The organism is Capnocytophaga sp. oral taxon 863 str. F0517 (genome assembly GCF_000466425.1).
Lineage (GTDB): Bacteria > Bacteroidota > Bacteroidia > Flavobacteriales > Flavobacteriaceae > Capnocytophaga.
Genome location: NZ_KE992171.1, coordinates 178,825 through 192,218, shown reverse-complemented (window position 1 = coordinate 192,218; position 13,394 = coordinate 178,825). Strand labels below are relative to the sequence as shown.

Annotated in this window: 11 protein-coding genes; 2 read left to right on the top strand and 9 right to left on the bottom strand. The window is 43.0% G+C overall.

What is annotated here, in order from left to right; genetic code table 11:
- The first annotated feature begins 65 nt into the window (after positions 1-65).
- Positions 66-2,372, top strand: a complete 2,307-nt coding sequence (gene metE / locus HMPREF1551_RS10220; RefSeq protein ID WP_034544641.1) for a 5-methyltetrahydropteroyltriglutamate--homocysteine S-methyltransferase — start codon at positions 66-68, stop codon at positions 2,370-2,372.
- Between the two features lie 173 nt (positions 2,373-2,545).
- Here metE and HMPREF1551_RS10215 read toward each other — a convergent pair whose 3' ends face one another.
- From HMPREF1551_RS10215 to nirK, 5 genes are all read right to left on the bottom strand, one after another.
- Entirely contained in the window at positions 2,546-3,178 is a 633-nt protein-coding gene (locus HMPREF1551_RS10215; RefSeq protein ID WP_021629057.1) for an endonuclease III domain-containing protein, read from the bottom strand.
- Position 3,179: 1 nt separating this feature from the next.
- Positions 3,180-4,607: an L-serine ammonia-lyase gene (locus HMPREF1551_RS10210; RefSeq protein ID WP_021629056.1), complete on the bottom strand. Its 1,428-nt coding sequence runs from the start codon at positions 4,605-4,607 to the stop codon at positions 3,180-3,182.
- A gap of 86 nt (positions 4,608-4,693) precedes the next feature.
- Entirely contained in the window at positions 4,694-5,347 is a 654-nt protein-coding gene (locus HMPREF1551_RS10205; RefSeq protein WP_034544621.1) for an SCO family protein, read from the bottom strand.
- A gap of 79 nt (positions 5,348-5,426) precedes the next feature.
- On the bottom strand, positions 5,427-6,200 hold the full coding sequence (locus HMPREF1551_RS10200; RefSeq protein WP_021629054.1) for a formylglycine-generating enzyme family protein: 774 nt from the start codon (positions 6,198-6,200) through the stop codon (positions 5,427-5,429).
- A gap of 49 nt (positions 6,201-6,249) precedes the next feature.
- Positions 6,250-7,683: a copper-containing nitrite reductase gene (gene nirK / locus HMPREF1551_RS10195; RefSeq protein ID WP_021629053.1), complete on the bottom strand. Its 1,434-nt coding sequence runs from the start codon at positions 7,681-7,683 to the stop codon at positions 6,250-6,252.
- 301 nt (positions 7,684-7,984) lie between these two features.
- Here nirK and HMPREF1551_RS10190 point away from each other — a divergent pair, with 301 nt between their 5' ends.
- Positions 7,985-9,052, top strand: a complete 1,068-nt coding sequence (locus HMPREF1551_RS10190) for a branched-chain amino acid aminotransferase (RefSeq protein ID WP_021629051.1) — start codon at positions 7,985-7,987, stop codon at positions 9,050-9,052.
- A gap of 41 nt (positions 9,053-9,093) precedes the next feature.
- Here the strand turns inward: HMPREF1551_RS10190 and HMPREF1551_RS10185 are convergent, their stop codons facing one another.
- From HMPREF1551_RS10185 to HMPREF1551_RS10170, 4 genes are all read right to left on the bottom strand, one after another.
- Positions 9,094-9,939: a transketolase gene (locus HMPREF1551_RS10185; protein WP_021629050.1), complete on the bottom strand. Its 846-nt coding sequence runs from the start codon at positions 9,937-9,939 to the stop codon at positions 9,094-9,096.
- Between the two features lie 29 nt (positions 9,940-9,968).
- Positions 9,969-10,703, bottom strand: coding sequence for an LPS export ABC transporter ATP-binding protein (gene lptB / locus HMPREF1551_RS10180; protein ID WP_021629049.1), 735 nt, complete (start codon positions 10,701-10,703; stop codon positions 9,969-9,971).
- On the bottom strand, positions 10,684-12,588 hold the full coding sequence (locus HMPREF1551_RS10175; protein ID WP_021629048.1) for a helicase associated domain-containing protein: 1,905 nt from the start codon (positions 12,586-12,588) through the stop codon (positions 10,684-10,686). Before HMPREF1551_RS10175 ends, lptB begins: the two co-directional genes overlap by 20 nt.
- Positions 12,589-12,738: 150 nt before the next feature.
- A complete protein-coding gene (locus HMPREF1551_RS10170; RefSeq protein ID WP_021629047.1) occupies positions 12,739-13,389 on the bottom strand; it encodes a hypothetical protein in 651 nt (216 codons plus the stop codon).
- Positions 13,390-13,394: the final 5 nt, after the last annotated feature.

Here is a 13,394-nt window from a genome sequence, read left to right as displayed (position 1 = left end):
TTATATCTTTGCACCCTGAAAAGCAAAAACTTATTTTAAGTATCATTAGAAATAAATTATTGAATATGAAAACAAATGTATTAGGCTATCCGCGTATCGGAGAGAAGCGAGAGCTTAAGAAAGCCAATGAAGCCTTCTGGGAGGGAAAACTCAGTGAAGAAGAGCTGCTTGCTGTAGCGGAACAAATCCGTGTACATAACTGGACTTTGCAAAAAGAAGCGGGTATCGACCTTATCCCTTCTAACGATTTTTCGTTATATGACCAAGTATTGGATTTTTCCTTTACAATCAATGCCATCCCTGAGCGCTTTGCCCCTACCCAAAGCCTCTCTGAACTTAAGCAATACTTTGCCATCGCTCGTGGTTACCAAAAGGATGGAATCGATGTTACTGCCTCTGAAATGACCAAATGGTTCGATACCAACTACCACTATATCGTACCTGAATTTACTAAAAATCAAGCCTTTTCTATCAAGGTAAATAAACCGCTACAAGAATACAACTTAGCTAAAAAACATGGGGTTGAAACCAAACCTGTTCTCCTTGGAATCGTCTCTTACCTACTCTTAGGTAAAGAAAAAGAAGCTGGCTTCCACCGCTTGGAACTGGCCGATCGCTTACTCCCTGTATACATAGAGCTGGTACAGAGCCTTGTGGATGCTGGAGCTAAAACCATCCAGATTGACGAGCCTTACTTGGTACTTGACCTCCCTGAAGGTGCAGCCGCCACTTACAAAAAAGTATATGCTGAGCTTAAGGCCAAATTCCCTAATACCGAATTTATCCTTACCACTTACTTCGGTGCTTTGGACAACAATACCGAACTGGCTGTATCTCTACCACTTGATGTACTACACATCGACTTAGTACGTGCAGCTGCTCAACTTGATAGTGTTCTAAAAGCACTTCCTAAGGATAAAAAACTTTCTATCGGTATTGTAGATGGACGTAATATTTGGAAAAACAACTTCGAACACTCTCTTGCCCTAATCGAAAAGGTTAAAGAAGTGATCGGTGAGGATCGTATCTATTTGGCGACCTCTTCTTCATTGCTCCACTCTCCTTGTAACTTGGAGTTGGAGAACAACGAAAAGGTACTTACCCCTGAGATCAAGCAATGGTTGGCCTTCGCTAAGCAAAAAGTTAAAGAATTGGCTACCCTCAAGTCCCTTACTTTAGGTCATGACCTAAGCCCTGAGGTAAAGGCTATCTTCGAGGAAAACAAAAAGGCTGCTCAAAACCGCAAGACTTCTACCCTTATCCACAATCCTGAAGTAAAAGCTCGTGTTAAGGCTATTACTGATAAGGATAGCCAGCGTAAGAGTGCCTTCGCTACCCGTCAAAAGGTACAAGAAGAAGCCCTACACTTACCGCTATTCCCTACCACTACTATTGGTTCTTTCCCTCAAACAGCTGAGGTGCGTTCTTGGAGAGCTTCCTTCAACAAAGGTACCCTTTCTCAAGCAGAATACGACCAAAAATTGGAAAAAGAAATCGAAGAGTCTATCCGTTGGCAAGAGCAAACCGGTATCGATGTATTGGTACATGGTGAGTTCGAGCGCAACGACATGGTGGAATACTTCGGAGAGCTCCTCAGCGGTTATACTTTCTCCAAATTCGGTTGGGTACAGAGCTACGGTTCTCGTTGCGTGAAACCTCCTATTATCTACGGAGATGTATCTCGTCCAAAACCTATGACTGTTCGCTGGAGTAAGTTTGCACAGTCCCTCACTAAGCTTCCTGTAAAAGGTATGCTCACCGGGCCTGTGACTATCCTACAGTGGTCTTTCGTACGTGATGACCAACCTCGTTCTGAAACAGCTACCCAGATAGCCCTTGCCATCCGTGATGAGGTAGTAGATCTCGAAAAAGCAGGTATCAAGGTTATTCAAATCGACGAACCTGCTATCCGTGAGGGCTTACCGCTACGTAAGGCTGACTGGCAAGCATATTTTGACTGGGCGATCAAGGCCTTCCGTATCTCTGCCTCTGGCGTGGAAGACCAAACCCAAATCCATACCCACATGTGCTACTCCGAGTTCAACGATATGATCGAGGCCATCGCCGACATGGATGCAGACGTGATCACCATCGAATGTTCTCGCTCTCAGATGGAACTCTTGGATGTATTTGCCGACTTCAAGTATCCTAACGAAATAGGCCCTGGAGTATATGACATCCACTCTCCTCGTGTACCTTCTAAGGACGAAATCTACCAGCTGATGAAAAAAGCCATCGCTGTTGTTCCTTTCCGCAACCTTTGGGTAAACCCTGACTGCGGTCTGAAGACTCGTCACTGGGAAGAAACCAAATCAGCCCTTACCGCCATGGTGGAAACAGCTAAGAAACTCCGCGAGGAATACAAGAAATAATGGTTAATGGTTAATGATTAATGATTAATGATTAATGATTAATGATTAATTTATAAAAATTATTATTATAAAAAGAGGTAAAAACAAATTGTTTTTACCTCTTTTTTGCTTACAAATAATGTCAATTATTCGAATCATTATTGCCATTAATCATTGATCATTATTGCCATTAATCATTGATCATTATTGGTATTAATCATTGCTGTAATAACATCTTTGTCAAGACTCCAGCCACGAGCAGGGGAATATTCCCTGGCATAGTAGATAATCTGCAAATGGAGTTTGTTCCATTTTCGCTTAGGAAAGGCTTTTTTTGCATCTTTTTCGGTTTGCACCACCGAAGAGCCATCGGAGAGCCCCCAGCGGAAAAGCATGCGATGTATGTGGGTATCTACCGGAAAGGCGGGCACGCCAAAGGCTGTGCTCATCACTACACTGGCCGTCTTATGCCCTACCGAAGGAAGGGCTTCCAAGCCCTCAAAGGACTGGGGCACCTGCCCCTCGTATTTTTCTATCAGTATATGAGAGAGATGATAGATGCCATGTGCCTTCATAGGGGAAAGTCCCACCGGCTTTATAATCTCTCGTATTTCCTCTTCACTTAGCTTGACCATATCATAGGGGTTGTCCGCCTTGGCAAAGAGCAGTGGGGTAATTTGGTTCACCCTTGCATCGGTACACTGGGCTGAAAGAATTACAGCTATAAGCAGCGTATAAGGATCTTTATGATCCAAAGGAACAAGTGGGTCAGGAAAGAGCTCGTCGAGCTTCTCCATGATAAGGCGTACTTTCTCTCTCTTAGTCATCTTAGCAATCGGCTACACTTACAGCTACCGCAAGGCCTGCTTCGGAGGTTTCCTTGTACTTGGTATTCATATCTTGGGCGGTCTGCCACATGGTTTGGATAACCTTATCCAAAGGTACCTTGGCATTTTTAGGGTCTGTTTCCAGAGCGAGTTCAGCCGCATTGATAGCCTTCACCGCCCCCATCGCATTGCGTTCTATACATGGGATTTGTACCAACCCCCCTATAGGGTCGCAGGTAAGTCCTAAGTGGTGTTCCATAGCTATCTCTGCTGCGATCATCACCTGCTCGGGTGTACCACCCCATAGCTCACATAGGCCTGCCGCTGCCATAGCCGAGGACACTCCTATTTCAGCCTGACAGCCTCCCATTGCTGCCGAGATAGTGGCTCCTTTTTTGAAAAGACTACCAATGATCCCAGCTGTAAGCAGGAATTGTTCGATTTCTTTATCGCCTGCTTGGTGGTTGTCTATTGCTAAGTAGTAGAGCAATACAGCAGGAATCACCCCTGCACTACCATTGGTAGGGGCGGTTACCACTCGGCCTAAAGAGGCATTGACCTCATTGACCGCTAAGGAGAAACAAGTAACCCACTTGAGAATTTCGCGGAATTCTACTTTTTTATTTCTAATGGCTGCCAGCCAAGCATCAAGTCCTTCATAGGCTGGAATTTCTCCTAAGAGCTTCTTGTGAATATCATAAGCCCTACGCCTTACATTGAGCCCTCCAGGGAGGATACCTTCGGTATGGCAACCTATATAGGCACACTCTTGCATGGTATGCCATACGCGCAAGAGTTCCGAATGTATCTTAGCCTCTTCTCGGAGTACTTTCTCGTCCTCGAAAATGATTTCAGAAATCTTCTTATCTTCTCTTTGGCAATGAGCTAAAAGCTCCTTGGACGAGTTAAATTCGTAAGGAAAATGAACCTTCTCTACCTGAGAAGGCTTGTCCTCTTCTGTTTTTTCTTTGACGATAAAGCCCCCTCCTATAGAATAGAACGTAGAGGCATAAGTTTCCATCCCCTCCCCTTCGGCTGTAAAGGTGATTCCATTGGCATGGAAGGGTAAGAACCTTCTATTGAAAACCACCTGAGTGGCTAGATCAAAATCAATGAAGCACTCGCCAGCCAGGTGCAATTTCTTATCTTGATTGATAGCGTTGATGATAGTAGCGATACTATCAATAGGGATATACTCCGGATCAGTACCACTCAAGCCCAACATAGCAGCCAAGTCGGTGGCATGTCCTTTTCCTGTAAGCGAAAGTGATCCATAGAGGTCTACTTGTACCTTTTGTACTCTTTCTAGAATTTGTCTTTCTCGGAGTTCGTTTAAGAAGGTCTCAGCTGCACGCCATGGCCCCAAAGTATGGGAGCTGGAGGGACCTACTCCTATCTTAAGCATTTCAAAAACACTTACGTATTCCATACAAAATTTTTAGGGGCACAAAAATACGAATTTATAAGCATATACTAAAGCCAAATTACTATTTTTTCACTCTTGATTGAATCCTCTTATTCAGTCACTTTTTCTAATTGTTTTCTGATCTCTTGTACGATGCTGGTACGATCAATTCCTAGGCCTTCTTGCTGTGCAGCAAGCTCTCCATCTGCATTGAAAACACTGATAATATTGGAGTGAGAAAAGTCCACCGGAGAGATTTGCTTGTAGTTCACAGCCAATACTGCGGCAAACTCACGGGTTTTCTCTTCATCGGAGCGTAGGAAGACCCATTGGTCATCATCCATACCGCTTTCTTGGGCAAATTTCTTGAGGTGTTCAGGGGTATCCACCTTAGGATCTATACTCACTAAGATGTACTTTACCTTTTTCTTATGAGGCATATCGGAAGCATCGACCGTTTTGCGTATATCGCGCATATCGGCAATTAGGATCGGGCAAGCCGCCTTGCAGGAGGTATATATCATTACCACCACCAATACGTTCCCCTTAAAGTCCTTCCATTGTATATCATTCCCGTTTTGGGTTGTCCATGTTTCAGGAAGATTGTAGATAGAGATATCTGAAATCTCGGTAGCCTTGGTCACCTCTCCCTGCTCTTGAGCAGCGGTAGTTTCCACATGGGTTTGTTCTGCCTCCTTAGCATCTGCTGAGGATGTTGTTGAGTTGTTCTTGCAGCCTTGGAGTAATAGCACCCCTAAAGCCATGATAAAAAACCTTTTCATAATTGTCATTTGTTAATTATTAATTATCCACTTTTTATTCTTCATTTTTCACGCTTCATTGTCATTTATTCTTCGCACATCTAAAGCCTAAGTTTTTAGTTGTATAGTTTGCTTTGAGACTGCCACGAAGGGAATAGCGCATGAAAGCCCCATAGTTGGTCAGGTCTGACGCATTGAGGGCACTCCCTCCACAGAAAAGACCGTCATCCCCGAAATTGTCTTTGCGTGCTTCTCCGGAGAAGAACACACTATTGAAGTCACTGACCCATTCCCATACTAAGCCATACATATCATATACCCCCCAATAATTTTTTTTCGTACTTCCTATTTTATTTTCATAGGTACGAGGGGTCTGTAACCAATTGGTAATATAATCAGAATAGCTTTTTTTGTCACGAGCATTGATCGATGTCTCATCCGCTTGGGCTACATACTCCCATTCGTCAGTAGTAGGGAGGCGCTTGCCCTGGCATTCACAATATTTTTTAGCGGCAAACCAAGAGACATTGGTGATAGGAGCCTCCAGATCAAGGGGAGCAAAGTCCAAATCTCCTTTCCATGCCGAGAGGTAACTCTTCTGTGCATAGAGTCTTTTTATTTTAGACCGTTGCCATTGAGGATTCTTCTCTAAGAAATCTCTATATTGAGCATTAGTCACCGGATATACATCCATGAGAAAGGAAGCCACTTTCACAGGCTTGGTCTCCTTTTGTTTTTCTTTGACCCCGTACATAGGGATATAAGTTCCCCCTTTGATTTCCACCATAGGAGTAGCCTCTTGGGCTACCACTTGCAAAAGAAAAAGAAAGGAAGATATACAGAGTAGTTTTTTCATAAGCTATAAGGTTTAAAAAATAGGGGTGCCTTGGGCACCCCTTATTGAATTATTTTTTAATTTTTTGTACCATTTCAGGGGTAACAACCTTCTTACTATTATCCCAAGTATTATATACATAGGTAAGTACATCGGCTACTTCTTGTACAGAAAGTGGCTGAGGGGTCATCACACTGTTGTATTTCTTGCCATTTACAGTGATCTCTCCTTGTTTTCCGTGTAGTACGATATCTATGGCTCTATCTACATCGGCATTGAGGAAGTCTGATTTGGCCAATGGAGGGAAAGCTCCTTCCATACCTTGTCCTTGTGCTTGGTGACAGGCCACACACACTTTGGTATAGATTCCTTTACCGTCGGCGATTTGTTGTTCTTTGGTCTTATTCATGATAGCCTCATCCTTAGGAGTGGTAGAGATTTTTAGATCCGACACATAAGGAACTGCTTCATTTTTAGCGTATATTTTACGGTTTTCTTCTCCATTAGCCACCAAAAGCCCAAGCGCACCTTTGTTGAAAGCACGGAAGATAGAGTGGTCTACCAATACATAAGAGCCTGGTACATCTACCTTGAACTCTACAATAGCAGCCCCACCGGCAGGGATAAGGGTGGTCTGTACGTTTTCATTCAAAAGACTACCCCCTTCTACATGTACGCGATCAAAGATTTCCCCAATCACGTGGAAGGAAGATACCATATTAGGGCCACCGTTTCCTACAAAAAGACGTACGGTTTCTCCTGGGTTGGCAGTAAGGGCACCATCTTGAGTAAGCGAACCTACCTTACCGTTGAATACAATATAGTCAGGTGTTTCTTTCAAAGCCTTTTCTTGATTAAAAGCCTGAGTACCACCTGCTCCATAGGCACCATCGGTATAGAAATCCCCTTGCATTACGTAGTACTCCTTATCCACTGGAGGAAGACCTCCTTCAGGTTCTACTAAGATAAGTCCGTACATCCCATTGGCAATATGCAAAGGCACTGGTGCCTGTGCACAGTGATATACGTAAAGTCCAGGGTTAAGACACTTGAAGCTGAAGGTACGTTGTTGCCCTGGCGCTACCAAACTTGCTGCGGCTCCCCCTCCTGGACCTGTTACAGCATGTAGGTCAATATTATGAGGGAGCTTATTGTCCTGATGGTTCTTGAGGGTAAATTCTACCTCATCCCCTACACGAGTACGGATAAAGCTACCTGGTACTGTACCTCCGAATGTCCAAAATAGATATTTGGTACCATCCATGATTTCTCCTTCTTGCTCGATGATTTCCAAATCTACCTTAAGCTTCTTGGCCGCACGAGTACCCACAGGCTTAGGTACATAAGGCGGAGAGGTAAGCTCTGCCATCTCCTGTTCGCCTTCTGCAACAATATCAGTTGCAGGTATAGAAGTCGTTTTTTGTTCTGTTTCGCCGCCTCCACAAGCACCAAGCAAGGAAGCAGTCATAACAAGAGTCATGAGTTTTGTTGTATACTTCTTCATTTATTAGTATTTTTATATGTGCCACAAAGGTATAGAATTATTTCTAAAATAACAAATGTTTTTGCAAAAAAAATAGTAAGAAATAATGAATTATTTGCACAACAAATAAACGTTAAAATACAAAACTTAAAATCTCTAAATGTTTATTTTCCAAAGATGTTCCTTCCTGCTTTCCTACAGCTCTATCCCTCTAAAATTCCTACCGCTCCTTATTCCTTAATTAACCGTTAATTAATTTTTAATTGTCGGCTATTCATTATTTAATTCGTAACTTTGCGATTTAATTCTTAAAAAGAAAATAATGAATACTACAAAATTTTCTATTTCTGTTGAAAAAGTAGCTAAGAGTAGACTACAGGAGGTTGATTTTTCTAAGTTGTCTTTCGGGCAAATCTTCTCTGACCATATGTTCATCTGTGATTATAAGGATGGTAAGTGGCAAGATCCGCGTATTGTGCCTTATGGGCCTTTCACGGTAGAGCCTTCTATGAGTGTGTTCCACTACGGACAGGCTGTATTTGAAGGGATGAAGGCTTATAAGGATGACCAAGGAGCGGTGTTCCTTTTCCGCCCTACAGAGAACTATGCTCGTATCAACAAGTCTTGTAAGCGTATGGCTATGCCCGAATTCCCCGAAGATCTTTTTGACGAAGCCCTAAAAAAGTTGGTGGATTTGGACAGAGACTGGGTACAGCCTGGTTTTGGCAATGCACTCTATCTTCGTCCTTTTATGATTGGGACTTCCTTTGGCGTACAGGCCAATCCCGCCCGTGAGTACCGCTTTATGATCATCACTTCCCCTGTACAGAGCTACTATGCCGGACAAGAGGTAAAGGTGAAAATAGCCGACCACTACAGCCGTGCGGCCAACGGTGGGGTAGGTTTTGCCAAGGCTGCGGGCAACTATGCCGGACAGTTCTATCCAACGGCCTTAGCCAAGGAAGAGGGCTACCAACAGATTATCTGGACGGATGATGCTACCCACCAGAAGTTAGAAGAATGTGGTACTATGAATATTGTGGTGCGTATAGGAGATACCCTTATCTCTCCCCCACCTACCGAACGTATCTTGGATGGGGTTACCCGCCGAAGTGTGATGGCTGTAGCCGAGAAGTTGGGTATTGCTTTTGAATCTCGCTCCATTACCGTTACTGAGCTATTGCAAGCGGTAGAAAACGGTACCCTAAAAGAGATTTTCGGCTGTGGTACAGCCGCAGTGGTGAGTCCTGTGGCAGCCTTCGGCTACGAAGGTAAGGAATATCGCCTACCAGAGGTTAAGGATAGCTATGCGGCTCGTATCAAGGAATATTTACTTAATATACAATACAACAAGTCTGAAGATCCTTTCGGATGGCGTGTAAGAGTATAATAAAACAAAGGGCGAGCCTCGGTGGCTCGCCCTTTATTTTATTAGTAATCACCTAAGGTCTCCGGATTTTGAGCTAAGGCCTTGGCCAACTGTTCATCATTAGGCGCCTTACCATGCCAAGCATGGGTACCCATCATGAAATCTACTCCATTCCCCATTTCAGAATGTAGGAGTATACATACAGGCTTACCCTTACCGGTGAGGGCTTTGGCTGCCTTAAGTCCTTCTAAAATAGAGGCTATATCGTTTCCTTTCTCTATGGAGACTACCTGCCAGCCAAAGGCTTCGAACTTAGCCTTGAGGTCACCCAAGGGAAGTACCACATCGGTAGGGCCATCGATTTGTTTTTGATTGTAATCCACCGTCGCAATCAGGTTATCCACTCCTTTTCCAGCGGCATACATGGCCGCTTCCCATATCTGTCCTTCTTGTAATTCGCCATCACCATGTAGGGTATAGACAAGATGGTTATCTCCATTGAGCTTTTTGGCCAAGGCCGCTCCTATGGCTACCGAAAGTCCTTGTCCTAAGGAACCAGAGGCTACACGTACCCCTTCTAAGCCTTCACAAGGGGTAGGATGTCCCTGCAAGCGGGTATTGATCTTACGGAAGGAGGCGAGCTCACTTACGGGAAAGAAACCGCGGCGAGCCAGTACACTATAGAATACCGGAGATATATGACCGTTGGAGAGGAAAAACAAATCTTCCCCATGCCCATCCATAGCAAAAGGTAACTTGATGTCCATCACTTCATTATAGAGGCACACTAAGAACTCCGCACAGCCCAAGGAGCCTCCCGGATGTCCTGAATTTACGGCATGTACCATTCGTAAAATATCCCTACGCACTTGGGTGGTAAGGTCGGTAAGTTGTTGAATATCTGACATTATATGATTATTTTTAAGTGTAATTATTTTTAATTTCTTTTCTTGAGTTCAAAGTTATTTCCCAAATATACTTCTCTGACCATAGGGTCATAGGCGAGTTCCTCGGGAAGTCCAGCCTTGAGGATTCCTCCTTCATACATCAGGTAAGTGCGATCGGTTGCCGGTAGGGTTACCTCCACACGGTGGTCGGTGATAAGGATTCCTATATTCTTGTTTTTCAGTTGGAAGACAATATTCTGTATATCCTCCACCGCAATAGGATCGACCCCTGCAAAGGGTTCGTCCAAGAGAATAAAATCGGGACTGGTGGCCAAGGCGCGTGCAATCTCGGTACGCCTACGCTCCCCACCGGAGAGCAGGTCTCCTCTATTCTTACGAATATGTCCTAAGTTAAACTCATCGATAAGGGATTCCATCTTGTAGAGCTGTTCCTTCTTGGTGAGCTTGGTGAGCTGTAGAACAGATAAGATATTGTCCTCTATACTCATTTTTCTAAACACACTGGGCTCTTGTGCCAAATAGCCAATCCCATTTTGGGCGCGCTTGTACATAGGATAGCGGGTTATCTCCTTGTCATTGAGGAAGATATGTCCTGCATTGGGCTTGATAAAGCCTACTATCATATAGAAAGAGGTAGTCTTGCCGGCTCCATTAGGCCCCAAGAGGCCTATAATTTCTCCTTGCTTGACTTCCAAGGAGATCCCCTTGACCACCTTACGTCCTTTGTATTCTTTTACTATATTTTCAGCTCGTAATGTCTTCATAATTTCTATTTATAAGTGCCTGAAAGAGGTCTTTTTTTTCCTGGGAGACACGTCCATTTTTTATTAAGTTTCGCTGTACACTCATCCACCGGTATAGGACAATGGCCTCGAGATGTTTGTCCGAAGAAAGTGGCAAGCGATTGTTTTTTTGGAGAAAGAGGGTCATTGCCTGATAGTTTTCTTCCCAAGTGCGTTTCTTAACCGGTTGCTCCACCTGTAAGCCATAGGCCTCTGGATAGGTGATTTGGGTGAGACCAATCTGAGAATTGTTAAAGAAAATAAAGGTGTCGGAAGTATCTGCTTTAAGGTTGGTCAAGATACTTTTAGCGTTGGTATGAGGCCTATACTGAAGCAGATAGGAGGTGATTTGTTCCAGCGTCTGAGGCTCCTTCTGCTGAAGGAGAAACTCCTTGGTAATATCACGAATGGTACCTCCCTTGAAGTTCTCCACTGTATTTTCCCATTTCTTCAGTCCAAAATTACTACTTCTCCCGATAGGGACAAATCCATATTCTCTCTTGAGAGACGAACGAATACCCGCATAAGTGAAATTTGTCTTGGGGTAGAGTTCCTTCACTTTTTCTGCTATTTCCTTTACATAGGAGGGAGTTCCCAAGGCTTCTAAGGCCTCATAGGCATATTCATTGATCTGCTTGTAAGTATTACGAGGGATGGTGAGGGTATCCCCTTTTATTTGTAGGTCAAATTCTTGGCGGAGTATAAGGGCAACCACCTTCGAGACACGATCTAAAAGATAAGGAGTGGCGGCAAGGTAAGGGGCTATTTTCTCCCTAAGAGAGATCTCATACTGCTTCGCTGTCTTCTTCTCAAGCAATGAACAGATGTCCAAGACCAATGTCTCCCAATCCAAATAAGGATGTATATCCTTGGTTACCAAATAGATATTCTTCCAATTATGTCTGTTTTTCTTTTTAGAGAAATGAGGAAAAAGAACATCCGAAAGGTTACCTACCAACTGATATTTATCCAAATAAATACAAAGGATGAAGTGAACAAAACCATCGGTAAAGTCGGTATGGCTCTTCTGGTTGATTACAGCTACCTGTTCGGGAGTAAGAAAAATAATATCTCCAGATGTTTGTATATGATTCTGTACGAGCAACTCATCATCAAAGGCTCGAACTATAGGCAATTTCTTAAATAAATCACAAATCGTCTGATTTCGAATTTGTCGCACGCGTTCATGGGTAATATTCATCTGCTTTCCTATCTCCCTGAGTTTCAAACCTGTGGTGTGACGATAGAATTTGAATGCCTTGGAAAAGAGCTTTATTTTACTTTCATCGAATAGGATGGGTGTTGTAAGCAGATAGTCCACCACCTTGAAGAATCCCAAGCGAGTTACCATCACAGGGATATCATTCAAGGGATAGATATTCTTATCAACACACAAATCCTTGAATAACAATACTTTTTCAGAGTTCTCCACCTTACTAACCTCTACAATGAAGTATTTTATCTTATCGAAATAATTTTCTAAGTCCAAGATATTTCTTCGTCCTATACCTTTTATTTTGATTGCCTTCTCTTGAGCTTTCATATAAAAAAGCTCAAAGGCCTGCAAGGAGATTCCTTGTATGAAATATAGATCCAAGGTATTCTTTAGCCGAGGAGAGAGGTTGGCTGTAAGCATCTTGATATAGCTTTCAATTATCTCTTTTTGAGGTGGGGTCAATTTCTTAAAAGAGGCCAAAAGTTGCTTGTTAAGCAGGTCTTCTTCCTTTACCTTCTCTAAGAAATCCAAAGATGAAATACGCATAAGCTCCTCGGCTGACCGCTTTCCACAGTTTTTTATCCCTTCAAAGTTTTTATTCTTATTGTAATAATTGCGGATATCCTCTGAGGAAAACCATCGCTGTTCCATACAAACATTGTAAGTGCGTAGGCTTATTCTATTATTTTCTAACAATTCACTTATTTGCATTATCTTTATTTATTTTCCTACCTTCTTTTTCCTGTCCAAAGATCTTGATTATCACATTAGAAAATGAATCCTTTAAGCAAATAAAATTCCTTAAAAATCAAAACGATACGGGATACGATTGAGTTCTTCTTCCAAGAAGAGCCAGTCCTGCACCCCACTGACAATGGTATATACCATTTTCTCAGTAAGAATTTTTCCTTGATAAAGCGCTTCAATAGTTTCGGTAGAGGCGTCATCATTAAGGTATTCGGTTTCTTCTCCAAAGAAAATAATAGCCCAATCTTTGTAGAATTCCGGATCCTCAGATAGGTGCTTGAGGGTGAATAGCTCTTGCTCTATCTCAAAATTCGTAAGGAGCTGCCATGGCTTGTCTTCCTGTGCATAGATCACGAACGGCACTTCTTGTTCCTGATAGTTTTTCCTATAAAAAGATTGAAAATCCTTAGGGATTTGCTTCTCAAAATGTTCCGATGTTCCTTGGAAATTCTCACAAACACTGGGTACAATGATACAGCCTTTTTCAGTAAAGAACAAATGAAGAGAAGGGCCATCCTCTTCCTCAAAATCAAAGCCTATACGAGCCTCTTGTCCCTCATATTCCTCTTGGCTACTGGGCATATATCGATGATAGGTCTCGAACTCCTGCCCACAGATAAGCAAATCCAGTACTGATTGTGCCTTACATATCTTTTTAAGTGCTTGCCAATGAGGTAATTGGCTTAAATCAGGTGTAAAATTCATTTTTG

What these genes read in the sequence shown, in the direction of transcription:
- HMPREF1551_RS10215 (WP_021629057.1), bottom strand. Translation starts at nt 3,178, where the DNA reads ATGACTAAGAGAGAGAAAGTACGCCTTATCATGGAGAAGCTCGACGAG.
- lptB (WP_021629049.1), bottom strand. Translation starts at nt 10,703, where the DNA reads ATGAAGACATTACGAGCTGAAAATATAGTAAAAGAATACAAAGGACGT.
- nirK (WP_021629053.1), bottom strand. Translation starts at nt 7,683, where the DNA reads ATGAAGAAGTATACAACAAAACTCATGACTCTTGTTATGACTGCTTCC.
- HMPREF1551_RS10205 (WP_034544621.1), bottom strand. Translation starts at nt 5,347, where the DNA reads ATGGCTTTAGGGGTGCTATTACTCCAAGGCTGCAAGAACAACTCAACA.
- HMPREF1551_RS10190 (WP_021629051.1), top strand. Translation starts at nt 7,985, where the DNA reads ATGAATACTACAAAATTTTCTATTTCTGTTGAAAAAGTAGCTAAGAGT.
- HMPREF1551_RS10175 (WP_021629048.1), bottom strand. Translation starts at nt 12,588, where the DNA reads ATGGAACAGCGATGGTTTTCCTCAGAGGATATCCGCAATTATTACAAT.
- HMPREF1551_RS10170 (WP_021629047.1), bottom strand. Translation starts at nt 13,389, where the DNA reads ATGAATTTTACACCTGATTTAAGCCAATTACCTCATTGGCAAGCACTT.
- metE (WP_034544641.1), top strand. Translation starts at nt 66, where the DNA reads ATGAAAACAAATGTATTAGGCTATCCGCGTATCGGAGAGAAGCGAGAG.
- HMPREF1551_RS10200 (WP_021629054.1), bottom strand. Translation starts at nt 6,200, where the DNA reads ATGAAAAAACTACTCTGTATATCTTCCTTTCTTTTTCTTTTGCAAGTG.
- HMPREF1551_RS10210 (WP_021629056.1), bottom strand. Translation starts at nt 4,607, where the DNA reads ATGGAATACGTAAGTGTTTTTGAAATGCTTAAGATAGGAGTAGGTCCC.
- HMPREF1551_RS10185 (WP_021629050.1), bottom strand. Translation starts at nt 9,939, where the DNA reads ATGTCAGATATTCAACAACTTACCGACCTTACCACCCAAGTGCGTAGG.